We start from the raw sequence: 23,417 nt of genomic DNA, 5'->3' as shown, positions 1-23,417 counted from the left end.
GCGCCCGTTTCCCCCCCCTGCCCCCGGCGGGGGCCCTATCCGGCCCCCCCCGCGACTCGTGCGTTTTCTACCGTCCGGCGGCCCGACTGTCCGGCATCGCGCCGATAACATTTCGCAAGCATCTTCCGACAAAAGGGTTGACGCTTCGCACAACGAGCCTTTACCATCGCCCCCGTCTGAATTACATGGAGTGTTCTGTGAACACCGATGCGAGTTGTAGTTGGTCCTCGACCAACTTGACTGCTGCCTGAGGAAACCGCGCAGAGCCTCGTCTTCTGCCGCATCCCGGGAAGCAGGATGCGGCGTCCTTCCGGCCTGACCGGCCAGAATCCCCCGCCGAATTTTTTCGATATCGCCGAATGTCCGCGCTGCGCAACCCTGCGTTGCAGCGTGCGTACGTTCGTGCTGCGCGCAGCGCAAGCTGCGTGCGTGTTCCGTTCGCGTGCCGTCCGGCCGCGCGCCCTCGTGCGTGCGCGGCTTCCGATCGCCCGTGCCGCCTACTCGCAACCGAAAGGAGTGCAGATGAACTCGGACGACAGTAGTCGATTACCGCTCGCCGGTGCGACGCCGCGCATCGATCCTTCGGTCGCACTCCGCGCGCCGGCGAGCGTTCCCCCCTTCACCGATCCACAGCCGATCGCGCCTGACGCGACGCGGCGGGGAGCGCTCGTGCGTCGCTGACGTCACGGTCGCTCCCCGCCCGCCGCCTCGTGCGCAAGGAGCGACTCATGACACGACACAACACTTCGCAAACATCGCAAAAGAAACAGCGCGGCTTCATCAACGCCGGCCCCGGTCAGCAGAACGAACCGCGCAACATGCGCGCCGCGCAGGAAGCGGCCCGCCCGCTCGAAGAAACCTTCAAGTCGCTGCGCACCAGCACGCGCGGCCTCACCTACGACCAGGCCGCCGATCGCCTGCAGCACAACGGTCCGAACGAGATCGCGCACGACAAGCCACCGCACTGGACGCGCCAGCTGCTGCACGCGTTCCACAATCCGTTCGTCTACGTGCTGCTGGTGCTGGCCACGATCAGCTTCTGCACCGACGTCTACTTCGCGGCGCCCGGCGATCGCGACTTCGTCGGGATGACGATCCTGCTGACGATGGTCACGATCAGCGCGCTGCTGCGCTTCGTGCAGGAATTCCGGTCGCTGCGCGCGGCCGAAAAGCTCAAGGCGATGGTCCGCACGACGGCGACCGTGCAGCGCGCGGTGACCGACGTGTCCGAGCCCGCGCGCCGCGAGGTGCCGATGCGTGAAGTGGTGGTCGGCGACATCGTGCACCTGTCGGCCGGCGACATGATCCCCGCCGACGTGCGCCTGCTCGCGTCGCGCGACCTGTTCATCAGCCAGGCCGTGCTGACCGGCGAAGCGCTGCCGGTCGAGAAATACGACACGCTCGGCGCGGTCGCCGGCAAGTCAGCCGGCGCAGGCGCGACGGGCTCGTCCGCCGCCGCGAACGATGCGTCGAAGTCGCTGCTCGATCTCGAGAACGTGTGCTTCATGGGCACGAACGTGGTGAGCGGCACCGCGACGGCCGTGGTCGTCGCGACCGGCGAAGACACCTACTTCGGTTCGCTCGCACGCAACGTCGTGAGCCACAAGCGCATCGAGACCAGCTTCGACCGCGGCGTCGCGAGCGTGAGCTGGCTGCTGATCAGGTTCATGTTCGTGATGGTGCCGATCGTGTTCATGATCAACGGCCTGACCAAGGGCGACTGGCTGAGCGCACTCACGTTCGCGCTCGCGGTGGCCGTCGGCCTCACGCCCGAGATGCTGCCGATGATCGTGAGCGCGAACCTCGCGCGCGGCGCGATCGCGATGGCGCGTCGCAAGGTCGTCGTGAAGCGGCTGAACTCCGTGCAGAACTTCGGCGCGATGGACGTGCTGTGCACCGACAAGACCGGCACGCTCACGCAGGACAAGATCATCCTCGAGCACCATCTCGACCTGTCCGGCCACAAGAACGAGGACATCCTGCGGCTCGGCTGGCTGAACAGCTTTCATCAGAGCGGCCAGAAGAACCTGATCGACATCGCGGTGGTCGCGCGCGCCGACGAGATCGGCGAGCGCGTGAAGCCGCAAGGCTACAAGAAGATCGACGAGCTGCCGTTCGACTTCGTGCGGCGCCGCCTGTCGGTCGTGGTCGAGGACACGCACGGCACGCACCAGCTGATCTGCAAGGGCGCGGTCGAGGAAATGCTCGCGGTGTCGACCCACGTGCAGGACGAGGACGGCGTACGCCCGCTCGACTTCGTCGCACGCAAGCGGCTGCTCGAACAGGCGAACGCGTACAACGAGGACGGCTTCCGCGTGCTGGTGCTCGCGACGCGCACGATCCCGCGCGGCGACGAACTCGAACAATACCGCACCGCCGACGAGCGCGATCTCGTCGTGCGCGGCTTCCTGACCTTCCTCGATCCGCCGAAGGAATCGGCCGCGCCGGCGCTTGCCGCGCTGCGCGAGAACGGCGTGTCGGTGAAGGTGCTGACGGGCGACAACCCGACCGTCACGATGAAGGTCTGCCGCCAGGTCGGCCTCGAACCGGGCAAGCCGATGCTCGGCGCCGAAATCGAGGCGCTCGACGACGCGACGCTCGCCGAGATCGTCGAACGCACGACGGTGTTCGCGAAGCTCACGCCGCTGCAGAAGGCGCGCATCGTGAAGGCGCTGCAGGCGAACGGCCACACGGTCGGCTTCCTCGGCGACGGCATCAACGACGCACCGGCGCTGCGCGACGCCGACGTCGGCATCTCGGTCGACAGCGGCGCCGACATCGCGAAGGAAACGGCCGACATCATCCTGCTCGAAAAGAGCCTGATGGTGCTCGAGGAAGGCGTGATCAAGGGCCGCGAAACGTTCGGCAACATCCTGAAGTACCTGAACATGACCGCCAGCTCGAACTTCGGCAACGTGTTCTCGGTGCTCGTCGCCAGCGCGTTCCTGCCGTGGGAGCCGATGCTCGCGACCCAGCTGCTCGTGCTGAACCTGATCTACGACACGTCGCAGATGCTGCTGCCGTGGGACAAGATGGATCCCGAGTTCCTGAAGAAGCCGCGCAAGTGGGAAGCCGGCAACATCGGCCGCTTCATGCTGTGGGTCGGGCCGACGTCGTCGGTGTTCGACATCACGACCTACGTGCTGATGTGGACCGTGTTCGGCGCGGGCGCGATGTATCACCTGCACGGCGGTTCGGGCGGCCAGATCGTGATGAACTCGGGCTGGTTCATCGAGAGCCTCGTGTCGCAGACGCTCGTCGTGCACCTGCTGCGCACGCAGAAGATCCCGTTCCTGCAGAGCACGGCCGCGCTGCCGGTGCTGCTGTCGACGTTCACCGCGATCGCGATCGGCTGCTGGCTGCCGTTCTCGCCGTTCGCGGATTCGCTCGGCTTCATGCACCTGCCGGGCACCTACTGGCTGTGGCTCGCGGCGACGATGGTCGGCTACATCCTGCTCGCGCAGATCGTCAAGACGATCTATGTGCGTCGCTACAAGCAGTGGTTCTGATCGCCTCCGAAACGACGGCGTGCCGGCCCGCGCGGGCCGGCCGCCCACGACGCAACAACGGTGACTTCATGAAAAGAATGCTTTCGCTCGCGGCCGCGAGCACCCTGCTCGCGCCGCTGTACGCGTACGCGGCCCATCCGCTCGTCAGCGACGACACGGGTACGCAGGGCAACGCGAACTGGCAGTTCGAGTTCAACGGCGAGCAAACCTCGAAACAGGACGAAAACGGCCGCCATCAATTGTGGAACGCGACGCTCACGCGCGGGTTCGGCGAGCACGTCGATCTCTACGTGAACGCGCCTTACACGCATCTGCAAACGCGCACCGACGACCATGGCACAGGCATCGGCGATGTCGAGATCGGCATGAAGTGGCGCTTCGTCGAACGCGGGCCGCTGTCGCTTGCGCTGAAACCGCAGGTGACGATGCCGACCGGCAACGACGATCGCGGGCTGGGCACAGGCCGCGTCGGCACCGGCGCCACGCTGCTCGCGCAAGCCGACGTCGCGCGCTTCTCGCTGCTCGCGAATGCTGGCCTCGCGTACCAGCCGAACCGCCAGGGCGACCTGCGCTCGGTCTGGGCCGTGTCGGCCGCGGCGCTCTACAAGGCGACCGACAAGGTGCAGCTCGTGGCCGACATCGGCCTGTCGCGCAACACCGAGAGCACGGCCGGCGCGAATCCGGCGTTCGTGATCGCGGGCGCGATCTACTCGCCGAAGCCCTGGCTCGATCTCGACGTCGGCTACCGGCATGGGCTGAACGACCAGACCTACCGTCATTCCGTCATGGGTGGGGTGACGGCGCGGTGGTGATGTTGCATGTCGAACCGCAATATGACGGGTCGCCTTCGGGCGACCCGTTTTTTCATCCGCGGTCGCTCGCACCGAACAGTTGCTCGCACACGGCGCGCCCCTCTTCGGTCAAGGCGGCGCTGCCGGTGCCGTCGTCGTTCAACGTCGTCGCGCTCAGGCCGGCGGCGTCGAGTTGCGTCAGCACGCGGCGCAGCGTGCTCATCGGCAATTGCGTGCGCTTCGCGATCTTCGGCAGCGACCACGTTTTGCCGGACGGATCGGTCGCGGCTTCATGCAGCGTCGCGAGCGTCGCAACGAGTGCGGGATCGAGCGGGGAGTCGTCGGGTTCTGAAGTCATCGGGTCGGGTTCGTGAGCCGGCGCCGGGCCGGCATTCGGGCGGAAGGCGATCGCGGACACTATACGCCCGGTCATGCGCCCTTGATCGCGGCGCGCATGAACGACACGAAACGCGCGGTCACGGGATCGTCGCGGCCGGACAGCCACGCGAGCCCGACGCGCCATTTCGCGTCCCTGCCGGCGAGCGGCAACACGGTCGCGTCGCGCAGCAGGTACTGCGCGCGCGACGGAATGAACGCGACGCCGACCCCGGCCGCGACCGACGTGAGCACCGATTGCACGTCCTCCGCCTGCTGCGTGACCTGCGGCACGAAGTGCCGCTCGACGCACCACCGGTCGATCTGCGCGGCGAGCCCGGGGGCGCGTGCGCGCTGCAGCGCGATGAAGCCGATCTCGTTGAGCACGTCGAGATCGGCCGGCACCCGCTTGAAGCCGAGGTGCGGCGGCACCGCGAGCGCGAGCCCTTCGTCGATCACCTTGAACGACGACAAGCCTTCATCCGACGGCAAACGCAGGAACCCGGCGTCGAGCTTGCCGGCACGCAGCCGACGGGTTTGCTCGGACGACGACAGGTCGCTCAGCGTGACCGCGACACCCGGATTGCGGCGCCGGAATTCCGCGACGAGTTTCGGCACGAGCGTCAGCACGGACAGGCAGATGCCGAGCCGCAGATGGCCGCGCTGCCCGCTGGTCGCCTCCCGTGCACGCGCGAGGATTTCGTCGGCATCGCGCACGAGCGCCTGTGCGTCGGGCAGGAAGCGTTCACCGAACGGCGTCAGCTCCGCGCCATGCCTGCCGCGTTCGAACAGCTTGCCGCCGAGGCTCGCCTCGAGCGCGCCGATCTGCTTGCTCAGCGCCGGCTGGCTCATGTGCAGCGTGTCGGCCGCGCGGCTGAAATGGCTGAGCTCGGTGACCGTCAGGAAGGTTCGGAGCAGTTTCAATTCCATTCTTTTAAGGAATCGTAGCGATCGAAACATTCATTTTACTGATCGAACCGCGTGGCGTTCAATACGGGCATGCCCTTCACGGAATTCACTGTCATGCCTGTTGATCAAGCGGCCGAGTGCTTGGCTGATACATCGTGCGATGCCGTCGCCGCGGCCGATGCACGCGCAACGAAGCGTCGTGCTGGACGCAGCGACGGACGCAGCCGCCGTTTTCGCTTCGGCGATGCGATTGAAGACGCGCCGGAACGCACCGTGACGGGTTCGATCGCGATCAGCTTTGCGGTAGTGTCGCGGCGGAACTGGCCGCGCTGAACCACGCCACCTGCTGCGATGTGCCCCCGTCGAACATTCATCGTCATCGGTTTGTAGCGTCGTACCGCCATCTCCAGCGTTGCGCGGCAAACGACGACATTCGGCCACGTGCATCGCGATCCCCTCAAGGTTCTCTTCTTGATGGATGCTGATCTGCCCGTCGGTCGATACGAACGGTGAATTCGGGCGCCGTCCTGCGCGCGACCGGTAGTCACAAGCGAAGCGGTGCTTCGCCTTCAATCCGCGAAAGGTCGAATCCCGGCAAACCGGTCCATGTTTTCCGACTGCGTCGCGCAAAGCGCGACTACGGCCCAGCACCGCATGTAATTCGTCATGTTGGGACACGTACGACAAAGATATGCGGCCTCCAGTACGAAATTTAAAAAGCCGTTTCGGGCGCGCCGATCGTGGAATTGGAATTCCCCGAGTCGATCGACGGTTTTTTCGTCAAGCGGTTATCATGGCAACGTCAGACGTTAGCGTGCCCGACACCATTCAGCGCAACCGAAACAGTCGGCGAATATATCGGTTCGCCGCCTTGCAGGTTCATCACTTCACGCAATGGATCAACTGCTTCCGCACTACGAACGAGAACTTGCGCTACTGCGCCGATCGATTGGAACCTTTGCGACACGCTATCCCAAAATTGCCGTTCGCCTGGGGATTTCCGGCGACCATTCCGAAGATCCCCATATCGAACGGATGTTGCAGTCGTTCGCGCTCCTCGCCGCCGATATAGGCAATCGGCTCGACGACAACTATCCTGAATTTGCCGAAGCGCTCCTCGGCATGCTGTATCCCCAGTATCTTCGAGCGGTTCCGGCGTGCGCAGTTGCCCAGTTCGATGTCTCGGACATCTTCGAAAAGCTCACTGAGCCATCGGTCATTGCCCGCCACACGGAACTCGCAAGCAAGGTAGAAGACTGCCGTTTCCGCACCGTCTATGACGTAACGCTGGCACCTGTGCGCATTTCGGCAGCGCGCTACGCATCGGCTACGGCGGTGCCCGCCGACGTCGTGCTGCCTCCCGGTACAACCGGCCTGCTCTCCATCACCTTCGAGGTAGCGCGGTCTGACTTTCGCCTCGAAGCCGTCCCCAGCCCGTTGCGCATCCATGTCAATGGCACCCGCGAAGTCGTCGGTACGGTAATGGACACGATGACGATGCGCACAACGGCGGCCTTCGTCGAAAGCACCGAACGTCGCTGGTCAACGCTGCCCACACCGCCGCTCACCGCCGCAGGCTTCGATGGCGCCGAGAAACTGATCGACGAAGATCACGGGCCGCCGGCCCTGCGGCTACTGAGCGAATATTTTGCGTTTCCGAAGAAATTCGATTTCATTGACGTCGACCTCGCTGCGCTCGCGCATGCGGCAGGTTCCGGCCAGCAGTTCACATTGCATCTCGCCATTTGCGGCGTTCATCCGGATTCGTGGACGGCACAGCGACTGAAGAATCTGTCGGCGAACAATCTGAAGCTCTTTTGCACACCGATCGTCAACCTGTTCCGGCTTACGTCGCTGCCAGTCAAGCGAAATCCGATCACGGACACGTATCCCGTGCAATCCCAGAATACGGATGCCGCCGGCGTCGAAATCTGGTCCGTCGACGCGGTCCGCACCACCACGGGCCGGTCCGGAGCGAACATCATTCATCCGTTCACGTCGCTCATGCACGGCAGTTCCGCCAAACCGGCCGGTCCCTATTGGGTTCTCAAGCAACACAACGTCGCCTCGCCATCGGGAAAGAAGGAAACCGCGCTGAGCCTGGTCGAACTCGACGGCCGACCGGCGACCGACACCGGGATCGAACAGATAACGGCGGATGTCTCCTGCTCGAATGGCAGTCTCCCTCGCGCGATGCGGGCCGGAGCCGAGGACGGTGATCTGGTGAACGAACAGGGAACGATGGTTTCACGCATCGTGATGCTGGACGCACCGACGGAAGCCGCACGATTGTCGAAGGAAGGTGATGCAGCTTGGCGGCTCATCACGCAGTTCGCCCCACACTCGATCGAATTGACCCGTACCGGGCTCGTGGAACTAAAGCGCCTGTTCCGCCAATTCGCTGCTCACTCTGCGGGATACGCGAACCTGCTCGACGGACTGACGAACCTGAGCCATAGCGTCAAGCGACTCTGGCTGCCGGGAGAACCGATGCCGAGCTTCGTGCGAGGTTTCGAAGTGACGTTGACGGTCGACGAGCAAGCGTTTGCCGCCGCCAGTCTCAGCACATTCATCGTCGTGATGGATCACTTCTTCGCCGTGCATGCGCCAGTGACGAGTTTTGTCCAACTTGTCGTGATGTCGGCCAACACAGGCGCGGAAATTCGACGTTGCACGCCGCGGCCAGGCACAGTCATGCTCGCCTGACTGCCTGCCCCGAAGCCTCAACGATCAAGTCGCGCCGCAATTCGTCCAGGTCACGTAAGGCTCGAAATCAGGTGACAGCCGCAGGTCGCCCGGTGACCGTGCCGGGCAATCGGAACACCGTTATCTGTCATCGATTCGTCGCCCTCCTCGATCAAATTCGGTTTGACGTCTGGGTGTTGGGGGCAGGATACCTCGTCGCCCTTGCGAGCAACGAAACGCCCATCGAAACGCATCGTCGACGAACCTGTGATCACCTTGCCGCCGTGGTCGGTGTCGTCACCGATGCGGATGAGATTCATCATCGTCGATTGCCTTACGGGCGGTAGCGAAAGTAGTGAATGCCATATTCGAGGTCTCGCGTCTCCGGCTTCATCTGCTTCGACGAGCGCACGAGATTGATCCTACGTACATCGCTCCAGCCGTAGCACGAGAAAATGACTTCAGCCAATTTAGCAAAGTGCCTCATCTTCATATAAGCACGGTGAAATAGTATCCAGAAGATCATTAGAGCGGCGGCGCCGGTTACGCCGAGGAATATTACAAGCGTCGTTCGCTCAACACCATCGGCGTCGCGGAATAGTAGAATGCACAACAACCCAAAAATAGGGACAAATAGACTCAGCATGATCTTCATCAGCCATCGATAAAGTGCTGAGCTACCTCTCGCTGCGTGCGGATACACTGCCACCACATCATCACTGATCCGTCGGACGGAGTAGGCAAAGTATCGATCCCGTGGCCTCAACTCAGCAACAATCTCGACCTCATCACCCTCTTTCATCGGCATTTTCCAGAGCCATCCTTCGACCAGCTTGCCGTCCAGCTCAAACTCCACCCAGTCCGCCTCTTCTTCAGAGTCTGCTGAAGACTGAATCAACCCGATTGCAAATGCCCCCATGCCCGCCAACGCCGCACCGGCCGCCGTCGCTTGTATGTACGTGCTGTGCTTCATTCAAGACGAAGTCCTGCTGGCGACGCCGGCACTTCAGCTTGCTGATCGTGCCTCGCAGCACCTGGACCGCATATTCTCGCTCAGAACTCATGCCATCTCCGCCGTCCGCACCTCAAGGCCGATAGCGGAAGTAGTGAATGCCATAGTCGAGATCTCGCTTCTCCGGCTTCATCTGTTTCGACGAGCGCACAAGATTGATCCCGCGCACATCGCTCCAGCCATAGCATGAGAAAATGACTTCAGCCAGTCTAGCAAAGCGTTTCATCTTCAGATAGGCACGGTGAAATAATATCCAAAAAACAAGTAACGAAAAAATCCATGCGGCGGCCATTACTAAGATATGCGTATTTAAATCAACTCCCGCGTGATCGCGGGACATCAGGACCGTTACAATGCCACTGCAAAACACCCACGTAGTCAACATGATCGTCATAAGCCATCGATAGAGTGCTGACCTACCTTTTGTCGCGTGCGGATATACCGCGACAACATCGTCATTGACCCTTCGGATCGAGTAGGCGAAGTAGCGATCACGCGGCCTCGGTTCGGCTACGATCTCCACCTCGTCACCCTCTTTCATTGGCATCTTCCAGAGCCATCCCTCGATCTGCTTGCCGTCGAGTTCAAACTCCACCCAGTCCGCCTCTTCTTCTGAGTTCGCTGAAGACTGAATCAACCCGATTGCATATGCACCCATGCCAGCCAACGCTGCACCGGCCGCCATCGCTTGTATGTAGGCGTGCTGTGCTTCATTCAAGACGAAGTCCTGCTGGCGACGCCGGCACTTCAGCTTGCTGATCGTGCCTCGCAGCACCTGAACTGAGTATTCATGCTCCGAACTCATGCCATCTCCGCCATCCACCCCTCAAGGCCGATAACGAAAGTAGTGAATGCCGTAGTCAAGATCCCGATTCTCCGGCCTCATCTGTTTCGACGAATGTATCAGGCTGATTTTACGTACATCCCTCCAGCCATAACACGAAAAAATGACTTCGGCCAATTTGGCAAAGCGCTTCATCTTCAGATAAGCGCGATAAAATAAGATCCAGAATATCAATAGAGAAAAGACACCTGCCCCGCCGAGGACTATCACGAGGGTCGTCCTGTCGATACCATCTGCATCACGTGACAGCATGAAGCACATTAGGGCGTAGATCGGTACAAAAAACCACAACATGATCTTCATCAGCCATCGATAAAGGGCCGTCCTTCCCCTCGTCGCATGCGGATACACCGCCACCGTATCGTCCCCGACTCTCCGGATCGAATACGCAAAGTACCGATCACGCGGCCTCGGTTCGGCTACGATCTCCACCTCGTCACCCTCTTTCATCGGCATCTTCCAGAGCCATCCCTCGATCTGCTTGCCGTCGAGTTCAAATTCCACCCAGTCCGCTTCCTCCTCGGAATTCGCAGACGATTGGACCAATCCGATCGCGAATGCCCCCATGCCGGCCAACGCAGCACCTGCGGCCGTTGCCTGCATATAAGCATGCTCGGTTTCATTCAAGACAAAGTCCTGCTGGCGCCGTCGGGACTTCAACCTGCTGATCGTGCCTCGCAACACCTGAACTGGGTATTCGCGCTCCAAGCTCATGCCATCTCCGTCATTGCCTTATCGAAGGCTTTTTCCTGCTGTGCCATATCCGCGTATTTTTCGACACCGTGATCTTTCACACGGAGAATAGCCTCTTGCCCGGTGCCAAATGCACAGCGAGAACACCACGATTCCAACTCGTTCGGGGTCAGGACGTCGGCGAGTATTTGAAGTGCAAGCACCCCAATCGTCGCTTCCCATGTAATCAGCATGCTTACCACTCGGAGCGATGCAACCATTGCCACCCGCGATGCAACAGTCTCGACCGCCATGATGACAACTCTATTCCCTGAGCGGGCTGCCAACTTCTTGAATAACGGTGCAGCAGTACTGATGGCATCGATGACAAAGGCCGTACCGGAGGCGACCCCCAACATCGTTTTGGCGACCAAGACCCACATGACGTCATACTGACCACTCTTCAGCCTTTTTTGAGTTGCTCCATAGTCCAACCATGCTGCAGCAAATGCGCCGGCTCCCGACAAAAATCCCCCCACCATCTTCCAACTCATCGTCCGAACAGCCTTCTTCAGCGTCCCGTAATACGGAGTCATCGTGATTGTGATGATCGACGCACTGAGCGATGCGCCCGACTTGATCAGCTTGGTGTTGGTATCTTCATCCTTGGCCTCAGACAACAGATGCCAGAAGTTCACCAACTCACACAGCGCAGCAATCACCGCGATACGACCGAGACGAAGCTCCTTCATCGCGTTCGCGTCCTTGTCGGCCTTCAACTTTTCCCATACCTCATACAACTCGGTGGTCGGGTTTGGCCCTGCCTTCGTCGACGCCGCTAACACGGTTCGCGCCGTACGAAAGCGCTGCAAAATTTCGCTTCGGCTCACTTTGTCATACAGGGCTTGCTTGCGGACGAGTGTCAGCGCGTCCTCGACAGGTATGCCCGCTCGCTGGAGAAACAGCGTCTGAACAATCTTCTCCCCGACAAAATCGCCCAGCTTATTGATTCGGAGTTTTTCGAAGACTCGATCGCCAATATTCATGAGCAGAACGTCACGCCCTTGCTCCTTGTACATCGCTCCCAAGTACGAGATCTTCGCCGGGTTTGTCTCGAGCGCCAATTTCGAATATTTCTTATAGTAGTCGGTCAGTTTGCCGATGTGCTTCACCGCCGTTACGACATATTTGACACCATCGCCCTCCAGCGGCTTATCCTTGTGCTCCAACGCGCTGGCGAGCAGTTTCTCAAGCTCCTCGCGCCCAGCTGGATGGTTCATGGCAACCGCCCGCCACACTATGCTTTCCTTGTCCGTCGGCTTCCAGCGCCCGACCAGATCATCGAGAATCGCAAGCCCTTTGGGCGTTGACCCCAGCCCGTCGATTGCCATTGCAACCACAACCTCGAATTCGAAGCTGTCACTAAGATCGTCGCAGTAATAGTCCTCCAGCGTGTCCGAAAGAAGTTTCGCCCGCAACCATTTTCCGACATCGTTGCTGCGCGTTTCCTGCAATTGGAACACCGTGTCTTGCAATTTCTTGTATGGCTTGCGGAAGTCCTCGATCCGCTTGCGCTGAAGCCGGGCTTCGTACCTAGACCATTCGGACTTCTGCATTCTGTCCAGATTGCGATCATGGAACCCGGGTTGCGCTTTCGCATACTCACGCGCTTCGCTCATGATCTCATCGCGGTACTTGCCAAGGTAGGGCGCGCTTGAACTCGCGCTGCCCGCGCGACTAAATCGGCCAATCTGGATAAGACGCGTCTGATAGCTCCCCGGGATGTTATTGACAGCCATCCAGTCAAGATCGTCATAATACGCATTGATCTCTTGGGCACGCGCAGCATCCGCGCCCGCCAGCGCTCTGGTGCGTTGCGCGGCCAAACCCGCGCGGGCTGTCGCCGAGCCGAGCGGTGTCATCGCATGCGCCTCTTTCGCCATGGCCTCCTGAGTGGCGAGGTTCTGTTTCGTACGCGAATCGACGATACGTTTGGCCGTGTCGATGTCGTTCAGGGCCATCACTTTCATGCCGAGTTCCTGCTGCGACCCATAACGGTCGAGCCAGGACACCGGGTCGTTTCGAAAGCCGTTCAGTTCGTGAACGTTGCCGACCGCATCCCACAAAGCGAACAACATTGGGGGATAGGTCGACGGAGCAGCTCCGCCACCGCCGGCATCCTTTTTCCCAACGTGGCCCATCATTTTCACAAGCGACTGGCTCGCCGATGCTGGCGATGCCTGCCGAATGTTCAAAGGATAACGCGACACCTCACGGGCAAGCAGATCTTCTCGATAGCTACCATCGTCTGCAGTAAAGCGCTGCTTGTCGTCAAACAGGCCCAACTGTTTTGCATCCAGGCCCGGCATGTATTCGAGTACGTCGTTAACTGACGACTCCGTTGCAACGACCGCGTGGCCTGTCCCATCCTTTCCGGTAGCGATCCATTTTGACGGCTCGATCCATTGCATGCGTTGTTCACGCAAGTCTACGTAAACCTCGTATTTATCGAAAGTTCGTGGATGCCATGCAAGTTGCGAGAATGCGATATAGACCTTGCCCGTACACAGTTCGGGTTGCTCGATCGCGATGACGTCCATCGGAACGGCAATGCTCGTCTTCGCACAAGTAGGATGAGTGGTCGGAACCGACGGGAGCGGGCGCGACTGCTTCCATAACCTACCGTCTTCAGTCACCTTGTATGCCTCCCAGTAATTGGTACCACGTGCACCTACCGGGTAGAAGAGATAGAGCCAACCGTCGCGCAAAGTCCGGAGCCCATACTGATGCTCGGTGAGGCTGACGTTCGTCACACGGTCGCCGACGATGCCGGCTGGCATCTTGGCCTTTACCGTTTTGGGCAGGACGGTGTACCGCACCGGCAAGATCGGCAGCCCCGTTTTCTCACAGTTGGCACATTTCTGGTTATTTGCTGCCATACGCTCTCTTCGTATCGAATTCAGGCAATTTTGCCAACACCAATCAACGGAGCGACGAAGCGCTCAATCGTTCGTACCAGGCACCGTCTCGAATTTCCGCGACATCTTCTTCTGTCAATACGCCAACGGCTGCCGTATAAAACTTGTCTGGCGCTCTCGCACCCAAAAGTTGCAGCACTTTCGGATGTAGATCGAACTGCGGATGCCATGTCAGCGCATTCTCAATGAATGCCACGCGATCGTCCCGGTCAAAGAGTCCATAGTGCTCCGCACGCTCGGCGGCAGCGACTGCCGCAGCAACTTCGGATGATTCCGGTTGACGTTCAACCTTCATGGCATACAACGCAAGCGCTCTATTGACCAATCCGTGAAGATGAATCTGCTGCCATTGCTCCGTCGTCAACGAAAGATCGGCACGTGACCCTGCCGACACACTGTACGTGCGAGGTTTGGCGCCCGCGTCGAGCGCATGCCATACTTTTACCGGCCCCAGCAGCGCCTGCTGTTGCTCTTCGGTAAGCACTGGCCAGATCAAACTGAGTGCTCGCGTATCATAGAAGCGCAGCACAGACGGCAGCCCGTCCTCGTTGTACTGTAGAACGTGGCGGCCCCAATGCTCGGCGACCTCATCCAACGATGCCTCACTGGCGAGCCATCCACCGACACGCTGCCCCAGCCCTTCGGCCATTGAGATCGGGCGACGATCCTCGAAGGCAATCTTCACGCTCTCCGCCAAAACTCCAGCCCCTTCGGCGGTCGCAAGGTCCAAGTCGACAAGATATGGCCGGTGACTGTCGGGAAATGCGTCGTGCCTGACCTCCACGATCGCGCGCGTCAATTCCCGGAATCGCTCGGCTTCCTCGTCGTCATTTGTGAAATCCCGCTGGCTCGGATCGACGACGAGATAGCAGTGCATCTCCGGCCGCTTGCTGAAATATGTGCGCAAGCTACTGACAGCCGCATCTGTCGCCGCGGCCTCGCGGGATTCGTCCTTACCCGGCGCGTCTGAGGTGTCCATATCCATTACTCCAGCACAACGCTCGATGCGCTATCTGCGGACGCCGAAGCCGTCTTCCAGGCACACCCCTTCGGCACGCTGGCGATCGGCGAAGGAAGGCGCATCGACGATGCGCCCGGCTTATCCCATGACGCACACTTTTCCAGAATCTGGCCACTGGTGCCGTTCTCGATCAGGTCAGGCGTGATCTTGATATACGAGCCGCCTGCACCGATCCAGATTTCTTTTTCTGCCGAGATAACAACTTTCCCGTTCGAACTGGTAATCGTCACGTCATTGAGCGCCGAGAGCTTCATTTCGTCGCTCTGCGCCTGGATCTCGACCTTTCCCTTGGACGCAAACAGCTTGATCCCTGCGTTCTGCGCAAACAGACTGATCTTCTCCATCACGCTCGCGATCAGCGATTTTCCCGCCGCCACGTGCACGCTCTTGCCACCGACGATATTGACCTGCTGGTTCGCCGTGACCTGCGCCGACTCCTGCGTCGACAGCCCCACGCCTGCAGGACTCGCCATCAACATGATCGGCGTCGAAAAGCCATTCGCGTTGCCCGTGCCGCCGCCGCCCGTACGACCGCCGCTGCCAGCGCCGCCGCTCAGGCTATAGTGCGTCGCGTCGGTAAATTTCTTGAGCGCGTCCTGCCCTTCTTGCAGGCTCTCCGCCTGATTCGCCGAACTTGCCTGCGACGTCAAATCAACAACGGTTTCCGCGCTGGCTAACTGCTCGGAAGCAGCCGTCACGTTCAACGGCTGGTTCGTCGCTGTCGGGTGGGTAGATACGAACAAGCCCTGCCCCGCCCGAATGGCACCGTAGGCGTCCGATTTGAGATCGAAACCACTGCCGAGGAACGCACCGCGCGTATTGTCCGTCTGCTGGATCAGGTATCCGAGGTGCAAGTGAGACTGATAACTGCTCGAGTAAAGGTGAACCCGATTCTGCTGCGTCGAGTCGTCCATTACGAGCTGGTTGTAGCCGGTGCCGCCATACTCGCGCGAGCGTTGACCGGACAGCAAGCCGTTCGTATGCCATACCGGCTGCGTAGCACCCCCGTACATCCTCGCGATAATGACGGGCCTGTCACAGTCGCCTTCCATGAAACCGACGACGACTTCATCGCCCTTGCGTAACGGCTGAATCCCGCCACGATTCGAGCCTGCATCAAGGAAGGTCGGACGCACCCAGCACGACGCACGTTCATCCTGACCGTTGCGGCGATTCCAGTGGAACCACACCTTCACACGATTCAGCGAGTCGGTATAAACCTCCTCCCCGTTCGGCCCGGCAACGATTGCATTTTGCAACTGCATCACAGGCTTCTTGTGCTCGAACGGGCTGCGGAACGGCACGTTGCGGGGCTGCGCTTCAACCGTCACCTGAAAGAAACCTTCGCCACCATCCGCGTGGCTCACCGTGGCACCCACCTTCGCTTCCGCGATTTCCGCAGCCAGGCCGTCGGGAAAATCCCCCACCTCATCCAGACCGGGCAGATTATTGCGAATCAGCCAGTCCACCCCGAGCAACACGAATTCACGATCCGGCTGGCTTCCGGCGTCATGGACCGGATGGCCGTGCAATTCGAAGCGCCGCCCGGGCATCGCGCAGCGCAAGCCGCCCACTCCGTGGAAGCGCTTCATTCGCGACTTCCTCTCCTCGAGTCGGATCTGCGCGAGGCGCTCGCCCTGCTCACGGTCCGACCACATGTATGCGCCCGGATAGTCGTAGACCTCGCCATCCGTCGGCAACTCGCTCTGCGTATCGGTGACGCCTTGAACCTGCCGCGGAAGATCAGGTCGCTTGTAGTCGAACGAGCGCGATGTCAGTTGAGCACTTTCGATCTGAAGCTGCTCCTTCCACTGCACGAATCCGTCCATCTCACCACTGAACCCCGTGTGACCGAACTCGACAATGGACTGCCTCAGTTGCGGGACGAAATAGACGTCGTCCGTCAGGACCATCATGTGCGACCGGCCGTTGTCCGCCTGCTCGAAGTACGGAAACACGCCTACTTCTTCAAGGCTGCGGTGGACGAAGTTCAGGTCATATTCCCACTGCACTCGATTCGAATAAGACGGCAGCGGCTTGTGAAGATCGTAGCGGAACGCGCCGCGCGCTTGAGGATGCTCGTTGAATACATCGGTCAGAATTTGCTCGCCGTTCTGCTCCTGCCAGTCGCGCATATCGCGACGCAGCCGCAAGAAATAGAGCCAGGACGAGAATGCCAGCTTGTAATAGGTCAACGTCCCATCGAATCCCAACCGGCTGAATCTGTGAACGTAACCGTGGATCGGCATGTACGTGCCGTCGGTCTGTTGAATCCAAAGCGTGACGGGTTTGCCAAGCAGCGCGTTGAGTTCGATCTGACTGCCGCGCGGCGAAACCGCATCAACCACGAATTCATAATCGCGGCCCAGCTTGGCCGTTCCTTTTACGTAGAGCGGCAATAGCCAATCGACGCCAAGCGGCGTGTCGAGTTTGACTAGACGATTGTATTGCGCGTTGCCCAGACGCAACGTCTTATAAAGTGCGGTGTGGCCCATGCAGCTTGCCCTTGGTTTGGTATTCAGGTGGGTTTCTGCCGAGGGCTGATTATAAATGTCTTTCTGAACAACACGATAGTGCTGAACGCCCACCCACTAATCTCAATAAATTTACAGCTCAAAAGGTAACATTTACCAACACAATTCAATTAGGTAATTATTGCCATCCGGTGTAACCCATAACGTTGAGTCACATATCATTTCCCTGAGCATGGCCCGGATACGGCTACTCCGCTGACGGCCAAGGAACAGCTTGAATCCGCCCGGATCGCACACCATTGCGCGCACATCCATCGTCATCGCCACACAATCGACCTTATAATTTCCCGCACCCGCTGACCGCCCACGCATTTCGCGCCGCCGCAACGCGCGTGAAAAGGAGACTCTCGCTTGACCGGCCTCATCGCGCGCCTGCCTCGCGCCCGGACCACCCTGCTCATCGCCCTCTCGTTCCTGACACTTGCGTTCGCAACGAACGCGTCGGCGCAGCGTGCGCAGCCGCATCGCACGGCGACGCCCCATGCGCATGCGAAAGTCGTCAAGAAACAACCCGCCCACCGCAAGCACAAGGCCGTCAAGCACCGCCGCCCGCGCGTGACGCATCATGCAGTCAAGCGTCACACGGCGCCCGCACCGCAGCACCGGCGCGCGAAACGCACGAACGCGGTTCGCCCGCGCCCCGCCGCGCAGCCGCGCCTGCTCGCGAGCTGCGGCTACAGCCCGCGCGCGGTGCACTCGCTGCATTCGCGCGCGGCCTACGTGCTCGACGTCGACTCCGGCACGCCGCTGCTCGCCCGCAACGCACGCACGGTGCGACCGATCGCGTCGATCTCGAAGCTGATGACCGCCGTCGTTGCACGCGACGCGGACCGGCCGCTGAACGGCGTGCTGCGCGTCACTTCTCGCGATCGCGACACGATCAAGTTCACCGGTTCGCGGCTGCCGATCGGCGCCGAACTGTCGCGCCGCCAGATGTTCCATATCGCGCTGATGTCGTCGGAAAATCGCGCGGCCGCCGCGCTGAGCCGCGACTATCCGGGCGGCCGTGCCGCGTTCGTGAAGGCGATGAACCGCGAGGCGCGCCGGCTCGGGATGCGCGATACGCATTTCCGCGAACCGACCGGCCTGTCGCCGCACAACGTGTCGACCGCCGAGGATCTCGCGCGGCTCGTCGGCGCGGCCGCGCAGGATCCGCTGATCCGCTATTTCTCGACGGACACGTCGACCACCGTGCAGGCCGGCGACGGCGAGCTGCTGTACGTGAACTCCGATCCGCTCGTGCGTGACGGCCGCCTGCCGATCCGGCTGCAGAAAACCGGCTTCATCAACGAATCGGGGCACGGCGTCGTGATGCGCATGCGCGTGAAGGGCCGCCGCGAAACGGTCGTGCTGCTCGGCGCGCCGACCCGCGCCGGCGTGTCCAGCGATGCGCTGAAGATCCATCGCTGGCTGACCTGCTCGATCCAGTAAACGCGACGCGCGCGGCCGACACATTCATCCACGAAGGAGCGATGCGATGCAGGACGAATACCGTTTCAACGCGTTCGGACGCCTGCTCGCCGTCGTGCGGACGAACGGCCGCTGGGCGGTATTCGATCTCGGCACCGAAGGCAAGCGGCGACCGGCCAACCTGCACGTTCCGTCCGCGCTCGCCGCGGACGAACTCGCGCAATATCTCGGCGACCTGCTGCACGAAAATGCGTCGCCGAAGTACAGCGACGTCGTGCCGGCTCCGTTGCCGCGCCGCGCATAGCGTCCGGCCGCACACTGCCCACAGTCCGACAATCGGCGGTTGCCGGGCCGCCGCCCGCTGTTCCTCTCCCGGCCTCGCCGGCGCATCGTGCGTCGTACGTCATGCGCCGTGCATCGCGAACGCCCGCCAAACTAGACAGTTAAACTTGCAAGTTTAACTGTCGTGTTATATGATCCGCCGCATGACTCCGCCACGCACAACCCGCATTTCCGCCGACACCGTCGCCGCCGACTTGACCCTCGCGGTCGGCCAGCTGATTCGACGGCTGCGCGCCGAGATCGAGTCCGAAGGGCTCGGCATGTCGCAGACGAGTGCGCTCGCGCGGCTCGAACGACAGGGCCCCATGACGACCGCCGATCTCGCGCGCGCCGAGGCGATGAAGCCACAGTCGATGAAGGCGATTCTCGCGAGTCTCGAGGAAGACGGGCTCGTCGAACGCGAGCCGCATCCGACCGACGGCCGCCAGATCCTGTTCCTGCTGACCGCAGCCGGCCTGGCGGCACGGCGCAAGCGCGACACCGCGAAGCACAAGTGGCTCGGCGCCGCGCTCGAGAAGCTCGACGCCGAAGACCTCCGCACACTCGCCGCCGCGATTCCGCTGATCCGGCGCATCGGCGAGCAATGACCACGCGTGCGTGCCGTGCGGTATTCGTGCGGCACGTGTCCCTTCTCCCCATGCACGGAGCATCCGCATCATGAGCACAACCCGTCTCGACACGCATACGGCACTCGTCGTCATCGACCTGCAAAAGGGCATCGTCGCGCTGCCCACCGCCCACCCGGTCGCACCGGTGATCGAGCGCACGCGCGAACTGCTCGACGCGTTCCGCAGCCGCGGCCTGCCGGTCGTGCTCGTCAACGTCGCCGGCGGCGCGCCGGGCCGCACGCAACTGCCGCCGCGCAAGGATCCGTTCCCGGCCGACTGGGCCGAGCTCCTGCCTGAACTGAACCGCCAGCCTGGCGACCACGTCGTGACGAAGAAAACCTGGGGCGCGTTCACCGGCACCGATCTCGACGCGCACCTGAAAACGGCCGGCGTCACGCAGATCGTGCTGGCCGGCATCGCGACCAGCATCGGCGTCGAATCGACGGCCCGCCAGGCGCACGAACTCGGCTACAACGTGACGCTCGCGGTCGACGCGATGACCGACCTCAACGCGGACGCGCACACGAACAGCGTCGAACGGCTGTTCCCGCGTCTCGGCGAGACGGGCTCGACGCACGAGATCGTCGCGCTGCTCGACCGCCGCGGCGCGTGAACGACCAACGCGCGCGGCCGGCGCCGGGCCGTGCGGCCGGACGGCTCGGTCCGTCGATCTGGAAAGTCAGCGCGGTCGCGACGCTCGGCTCGCTGCTGTCGCAACTCGACGCGACGATCGTCAACGTCTCGCTGTCGAGCCTCGCGACCGACCTGCACGCGAGCCTGTCGACGATCCAGTGGGTGACGAGCGGATACCTGCTCGCGCTCACGCTGGTGTTGCCGCTGAACGGCTGGCTGGTCGATCGCATCGGCGCGAAGGCGCTGTACCTGTGGTGTTTCTCAGCGTTCACGCTGACGTCGGCGCTGTGCGGGCTCGCGTGGTCCGCGCCGTCGCTGATCGCGTTCCGCGTGCTGCAAGGCGTCAGCGGCGGGCTGCTCGCGCCGATGGCGCAGATGATGATCGCGCGCGTGGCCGGCCAGCAGATGGCGCGCGTGATCGGCTATGCGGCGGTACCCGTGCTGATCGCACCGATCCTGGGGCCGGTCGTCGCCGGTGCGATCCTGCAGTACGCGTCGTGGCGCTGGCTGTTTCTCGTGAACCTGCCGGTCGGCGCGCTGGCGCTGGCACTGGCCGTGTGGTTCCTGCCCGGCGATCGCGAGGAAACGCAGCAGCGCGAACTCGACTGGGTCGGCCTCGCGCTGCTGTCGCCGGCGCTCGTGCTGTTCCTGTATGGCGCGGAGCGCATCGACGCGGTGCCCGGCATCGCCGCGATCGCGGGCTCGGTGCTGCTGCTCGCCGCGTTCCTGCGCGTCCAGCTGCGCAAAGGCGAGCGGGCGCTGATCGACCTCGCGCTGTTTCGCTCGCGCGTGTTCGGCGCGGCGGCGGCCACGCAGTTTCTGTCGAACGGCGCGATCTACGCGGGCCAGATGCTGATTCCGGTGTTCCTGATCGAGGCGTGCGGCCGCTCGCCCGGCGAGATGGGCTGGCTGCTGGCGCCGCTCGGGCTCGGCATGCTCGTCACCTATCCGTCGATGGGCGCGCTGACCAGCCGGTTCGGCGTGCGCCGGCTGGCCGCCGCCGGCGCGCTGCTCGCGCTCGCCGCGACGCTGCCGTTCGGGTATCTCGCGCTGGCCGGCTACGATCCCGCCGTGCTGGTGCCCGCGCTGTTTCTGCGCGGGATGGGCCAGAGCGCGATCGGCGCGCCGTCGATTTCCGCCGCGTATGCGTCGGTCGAGCGGCACAACCTGCCGATGGCGACGACGTCGCTCAATATCGTCCAGCGCCTCGGCGGCCCGACGTTCACGACGATGTGCACGCTGTTTCTCGCGTGGCGGCTGCAGGCCGAATCCGCGTCGACGGGCGGCACGCACGGGGCCGCCTACGCGTGGACGTTCGGCCTGCTTTGCGCACTGCATGCGGCGAGCTTCGCGACGACACTGCGGCTGCCGCGATGGTCGAGCGGCGCGGGCGGACGGCCCGTCAGGGCCGCGCGGGACGGTTCGCGCTGAGTGTCGCGGCTGCGCCGTGCGCGCAGCGCCGCTGCTACAGCCACATCGGCACGATCGACGCCGCGAGCAGGATCCCCAAGCCCGCATTCACGCAACGCCACTGCCGCTCCGTGCGCAGCACGCGCGCGAACAGCAGCCCGGCACAACACCAGAGCGACAGCGACGCCATCGCCGCCACGCCGAACGCCAGCCCGAGCAACGCGGCGAGCCTCACGGGGCCGGACGCGAGCGCGGCGAACGACGCGGCCGCGCCGAGCGTCATCGCCCAGCCCTTCGGGTTGTGCCACAGCATCCATACGCCGCTGACGAATCCTTGCGGCCGCTGCACGGCCGCGTCGACACCGGGCTTGCCGCCGCGCGCGATGCGCGTGGCCAGCCACAGCAGATACAGCGAGCCGAGCACCTTCATCCCGAGCTGCAGCGCGGGCAGGGCCAGCAACACGCTGCCGAGCCCGGCCGCCGCGGCGGCGGCCATCGATGCCAGGCCGGCCGCGATGCCCGTCATCATCGGCAGCGAACGCCGATAGCCGAAATGCGCGCCCGATGCGGTTGCGAGGGTCGTCGCGCCACCCGGTGTCACCGTGGACACGATCACGAACAACAGCAGCGGCAAATAGTCTTGAAGCGGCACACGGGCTCCCGGTTCGGGTCGTCGAAGCTCCGTTTTACCCGCGCTCCGTGCATTACGACAGCGAAAGATTTTTATGCCAGTCATTAGCATTCATAATGCGAACCATGACACGCAACCTCGACATCGCCCTGCTTCGCGCCTTCGTCACGGTCGCCGATCACGGCAGCATGACGGCGGCGAGCCGCGCGCTGCACCTGACGCAAGGCGCGGTCAGCCAGCAGGTCGCGCGGCTCGAAACGCTGTCCGGCCCGCTGTTCGTGCGCGAGCATCGCAACATGCTGCTCACGGCGGACGGCGAGCGTCTGCTCGCGCAGGCGCGCCGGCTGCTCGCCGCGCACGACGCACTGCTGACCGAGCTGACGGCCGGTGCGATGGAAGGCGCTGTGCGCATCGGCGCGCCGCAGGACCTCGTCGGCAGCTGTCTCGCGCCGATCCTGAAAGGCTATGCGCACGCGCACCCGCAAGTCGCGCTGTCGCTCGTGTGCGCGGCGTCGCCCGCACTGCGCAAGGCGCTCAGGCAAGGCGAGATCGATGTCGCGCTGATCGAGGCGCCGGTCGGGCCGTCGCGCGGCGAATGCATCGCCGTCGACCGTCTGGTCTGGGTCGGCGCGAAAGGCGGCAGCGCCCATCTGCAGACGCCGCTGCCCGTGTCGATGGTCGACCAGACCTGCGCGTTCCGCCCGACCGTGCTCGACGCGCTACGGGCCTGCGATCGCGCGTGGCGCACCGTGTTCGAGAACGGCAGCATCGACGCGACGGCCGCGACCGTGCGCTCCGATCTCGCGGTGACCGTCTGGCTCGCGTCCACCGTGCCGGCCGATCTCGACATCCTGCCGGCCGACAGCGGCCTGCCCGCCCTGCCGAACTTCGCGATCAACCTGCATCTGCCGCGCGGCCAGCACGCGCCGGCCGCGGCGGAACTGGCCCGCCATTTGCGCAACGGCTTCGCGCGCGTGCGCGCAGCCGCTTAGCGGTGAAGCTTCCCGCGTTCCACTTCCCGCGTTCCGCCTCCCGCCTCCCGCGTTCCCCCTG

The 23,417-nt window shown here is 62.6% G+C and carries 21 protein-coding genes; 11 read left to right on the top strand and 10 right to left on the bottom strand.

Translation table 11 applies throughout. The features are described 5' to 3' along the window. Window positions 1-297: 297 nt before the first annotated feature. The 3 genes from U4012_RS18190 (at window position 298) to U4012_RS18180 (ending at window position 4,321) form a co-directional block, all read left to right on the top strand. Window positions 298-681, top strand: a complete 384-nt coding sequence (locus U4012_RS18190) for a hypothetical protein (protein ID WP_321800519.1) — start codon at window positions 298-300, stop codon at window positions 679-681. A 47-nt stretch (window positions 682-728) separates the two neighbouring features. Then, a complete protein-coding gene (gene mgtA, locus U4012_RS18185) occupies window positions 729-3,509 on the top strand; it encodes a magnesium-translocating P-type ATPase (protein WP_321800517.1) in 2,781 nt (926 codons plus the stop codon). A gap of 68 nt (window positions 3,510-3,577) precedes the next feature. Then, a complete protein-coding gene (locus U4012_RS18180; RefSeq protein ID WP_044843272.1) occupies window positions 3,578-4,321 on the top strand; it encodes a transporter in 744 nt (247 codons plus the stop codon). Between the two features lie 52 nt (window positions 4,322-4,373). On the opposite strand, the gene U4012_RS18175 is transcribed toward U4012_RS18180, so the two are convergent. Beyond that, the gene (locus U4012_RS18175; RefSeq protein ID WP_321800514.1) at window positions 4,374-4,658 is read right to left on the bottom strand and encodes a transcriptional regulator; all 285 of its coding nucleotides are present in this window, start codon (window positions 4,656-4,658) and stop codon (window positions 4,374-4,376) included. A 71-nt stretch (window positions 4,659-4,729) separates the two neighbouring features. Continuing rightward, entirely contained in the window at window positions 4,730-5,605 is an 876-nt protein-coding gene (locus U4012_RS18170) for a LysR family transcriptional regulator (RefSeq protein WP_321800512.1), read from the bottom strand. Between the two features lie 51 nt (window positions 5,606-5,656). Between U4012_RS18170 and U4012_RS18165 the strand changes: the two genes are divergently transcribed. Beyond that, window positions 5,657-5,917, top strand: coding sequence for a hypothetical protein (locus U4012_RS18165; protein ID WP_321800510.1), 261 nt, complete (start codon window positions 5,657-5,659; stop codon window positions 5,915-5,917). A gap of 561 nt (window positions 5,918-6,478) precedes the next feature. After that, the gene (tssF, locus tag U4012_RS18160) at window positions 6,479-8,290 is read left to right on the top strand and encodes a type VI secretion system baseplate subunit TssF (RefSeq protein WP_321800508.1); all 1,812 of its coding nucleotides are present in this window, start codon (window positions 6,479-6,481) and stop codon (window positions 8,288-8,290) included. A gap of 50 nt (window positions 8,291-8,340) precedes the next feature. On the opposite strand, the gene U4012_RS18155 is transcribed toward tssF, so the two are convergent. The 7 genes from U4012_RS18155 to U4012_RS18125 form a co-directional block, all read right to left on the bottom strand. After that, window positions 8,341-8,592, bottom strand: coding sequence for a PAAR domain-containing protein (locus tag U4012_RS18155; RefSeq protein WP_321800506.1), 252 nt, complete (start codon window positions 8,590-8,592; stop codon window positions 8,341-8,343). An 11-nt stretch (window positions 8,593-8,603) separates the two neighbouring features. After that, window positions 8,604-9,242 carry a putative type VI secretion system effector gene (locus U4012_RS18150; protein WP_321800504.1) on the bottom strand — a complete coding sequence of 213 codons (639 nt, stop codon included), beginning with the start codon at window positions 9,240-9,242 and terminating at the stop codon, window positions 8,604-8,606. Between the two features lie 112 nt (window positions 9,243-9,354). Then, window positions 9,355-10,086, bottom strand: coding sequence for a putative type VI secretion system effector (locus tag U4012_RS18145; protein ID WP_321800502.1), 732 nt, complete (start codon window positions 10,084-10,086; stop codon window positions 9,355-9,357). A 21-nt stretch (window positions 10,087-10,107) separates the two neighbouring features. Then, window positions 10,108-10,839 carry a putative type VI secretion system effector gene (locus tag U4012_RS18140; protein ID WP_321800499.1) on the bottom strand — a complete coding sequence of 244 codons (732 nt, stop codon included), beginning with the start codon at window positions 10,837-10,839 and terminating at the stop codon, window positions 10,108-10,110. Beyond that, complete coding sequence (locus U4012_RS18135) at window positions 10,836-13,736, bottom strand: T6SS effector BTH_I2691 family protein (protein WP_321800498.1); 2,901 nt, start codon at window positions 13,734-13,736, stop codon at window positions 10,836-10,838. The genes U4012_RS18140 and U4012_RS18135 overlap by 4 nt, the downstream gene beginning before the upstream one ends. Before the next feature lie 43 nt (window positions 13,737-13,779). Beyond that, complete coding sequence (locus U4012_RS18130) at window positions 13,780-14,754, bottom strand: DUF4123 domain-containing protein (RefSeq protein ID WP_321800497.1); 975 nt, start codon at window positions 14,752-14,754, stop codon at window positions 13,780-13,782. Between the two features lie 5 nt (window positions 14,755-14,759). Next, window positions 14,760-17,291 carry a type VI secretion system Vgr family protein gene (locus tag U4012_RS18125; protein ID WP_321800529.1) on the bottom strand — a complete coding sequence of 844 codons (2,532 nt, stop codon included), beginning with the start codon at window positions 17,289-17,291 and terminating at the stop codon, window positions 14,760-14,762. Between the two features lie 390 nt (window positions 17,292-17,681). On the opposite strand from U4012_RS18125, the gene U4012_RS18120 reads away from it, so the two are divergent. From U4012_RS18120 to U4012_RS18100, 5 genes are all read left to right on the top strand, one after another. After that, window positions 17,682-18,761: a serine hydrolase gene (locus U4012_RS18120; protein WP_321800496.1), complete on the top strand. Its 1,080-nt coding sequence runs from the start codon at window positions 17,682-17,684 to the stop codon at window positions 18,759-18,761. 46 nt (window positions 18,762-18,807) lie between these two features. After that, window positions 18,808-19,044, top strand: coding sequence for a hypothetical protein (locus tag U4012_RS18115; protein WP_321800494.1), 237 nt, complete (start codon window positions 18,808-18,810; stop codon window positions 19,042-19,044). Window positions 19,045-19,213: 169 nt separating this feature from the next. After that, window positions 19,214-19,669 (top strand): MarR family winged helix-turn-helix transcriptional regulator, encoded by a 456-nt coding sequence (locus U4012_RS18110; protein ID WP_321800492.1) that lies wholly within the window; start codon window positions 19,214-19,216, stop codon window positions 19,667-19,669. 70 nt (window positions 19,670-19,739) lie between these two features. After that, window positions 19,740-20,303: an isochorismatase family protein gene (locus tag U4012_RS18105; RefSeq protein ID WP_321800490.1), complete on the top strand. Its 564-nt coding sequence runs from the start codon at window positions 19,740-19,742 to the stop codon at window positions 20,301-20,303. Beyond that, entirely contained in the window at window positions 20,300-21,754 is a 1,455-nt protein-coding gene (locus U4012_RS18100; protein WP_321800488.1) for a DHA2 family efflux MFS transporter permease subunit, read from the top strand. The genes U4012_RS18105 and U4012_RS18100 overlap by 4 nt, the downstream gene beginning before the upstream one ends. A 34-nt stretch (window positions 21,755-21,788) precedes the next feature. Here the strand turns inward: U4012_RS18100 and U4012_RS18095 are convergent, their stop codons facing one another. Further along, window positions 21,789-22,385: a LysE family translocator gene (locus tag U4012_RS18095; protein WP_321800486.1), complete on the bottom strand. Its 597-nt coding sequence runs from the start codon at window positions 22,383-22,385 to the stop codon at window positions 21,789-21,791. 95 nt (window positions 22,386-22,480) lie between these two features. On the opposite strand from U4012_RS18095, the gene U4012_RS18090 reads away from it, so the two are divergent. Beyond that, window positions 22,481-23,356: a LysR substrate-binding domain-containing protein gene (locus tag U4012_RS18090; RefSeq protein ID WP_321800484.1), complete on the top strand. Its 876-nt coding sequence runs from the start codon at window positions 22,481-22,483 to the stop codon at window positions 23,354-23,356. The last annotated feature ends 61 nt before the right edge of the window (window positions 23,357-23,417 follow it).

Source organism: Burkholderia sp. BCC1988 (genome assembly GCF_905339895.1).
In the GTDB taxonomy this organism is placed as follows: domain Bacteria; phylum Pseudomonadota; class Gammaproteobacteria; order Burkholderiales; family Burkholderiaceae; genus Burkholderia.
The sequence above is the reverse complement of the archived record's forward strand: the minus strand, read 5'-3'. Positions and strand labels throughout refer to the sequence as shown.

Excerpts from the sequence above, each read along its gene's own strand:
- U4012_RS18090 (WP_321800484.1), top strand. The coding sequence starts at position 22,481 with ATGCGAACCATGACACGCAACCTCGACATCGCCCTGCTTCGCGCCTTC.
- U4012_RS18105 (WP_321800490.1), top strand. The coding sequence starts at position 19,740 with ATGAGCACAACCCGTCTCGACACGCATACGGCACTCGTCGTCATCGAC.
- U4012_RS18155 (WP_321800506.1), bottom strand. The coding sequence starts at position 8,592 with ATGATGAATCTCATCCGCATCGGTGACGACACCGACCACGGCGGCAAG.
- U4012_RS18110 (WP_321800492.1), top strand. The coding sequence starts at position 19,214 with ATGATCCGCCGCATGACTCCGCCACGCACAACCCGCATTTCCGCCGAC.
- U4012_RS18150 (WP_321800504.1), bottom strand. The coding sequence starts at position 9,242 with ATGAAGCACAGCACGTACATACAAGCGACGGCGGCCGGTGCGGCGTTG.
- U4012_RS18170 (WP_321800512.1), bottom strand. The coding sequence starts at position 5,605 with ATGGAATTGAAACTGCTCCGAACCTTCCTGACGGTCACCGAGCTCAGC.
- U4012_RS18130 (WP_321800497.1), bottom strand. The coding sequence starts at position 14,754 with ATGGACACCTCAGACGCGCCGGGTAAGGACGAATCCCGCGAGGCCGCG.
- U4012_RS18125 (WP_321800529.1), bottom strand. The coding sequence starts at position 17,291 with ATGGGCCACACCGCACTTTATAAGACGTTGCGTCTGGGCAACGCGCAA.
- U4012_RS18135 (WP_321800498.1), bottom strand. The coding sequence starts at position 13,736 with ATGGCAGCAAATAACCAGAAATGTGCCAACTGTGAGAAAACGGGGCTG.
- U4012_RS18190 (WP_321800519.1), top strand. The coding sequence starts at position 298 with ATGCGGCGTCCTTCCGGCCTGACCGGCCAGAATCCCCCGCCGAATTTT.
- U4012_RS18115 (WP_321800494.1), top strand. The coding sequence starts at position 18,808 with ATGCAGGACGAATACCGTTTCAACGCGTTCGGACGCCTGCTCGCCGTC.
- mgtA (WP_321800517.1), top strand. The coding sequence starts at position 729 with ATGACACGACACAACACTTCGCAAACATCGCAAAAGAAACAGCGCGGC.
- tssF (WP_321800508.1), top strand. The coding sequence starts at position 6,479 with ATGGATCAACTGCTTCCGCACTACGAACGAGAACTTGCGCTACTGCGC.
- U4012_RS18175 (WP_321800514.1), bottom strand. The coding sequence starts at position 4,658 with ATGACTTCAGAACCCGACGACTCCCCGCTCGATCCCGCACTCGTTGCG.
- U4012_RS18145 (WP_321800502.1), bottom strand. The coding sequence starts at position 10,086 with ATGAGTTCGGAGCATGAATACTCAGTTCAGGTGCTGCGAGGCACGATC.
- U4012_RS18140 (WP_321800499.1), bottom strand. The coding sequence starts at position 10,839 with ATGAGCTTGGAGCGCGAATACCCAGTTCAGGTGTTGCGAGGCACGATC.
- U4012_RS18180 (WP_044843272.1), top strand. The coding sequence starts at position 3,578 with ATGAAAAGAATGCTTTCGCTCGCGGCCGCGAGCACCCTGCTCGCGCCG.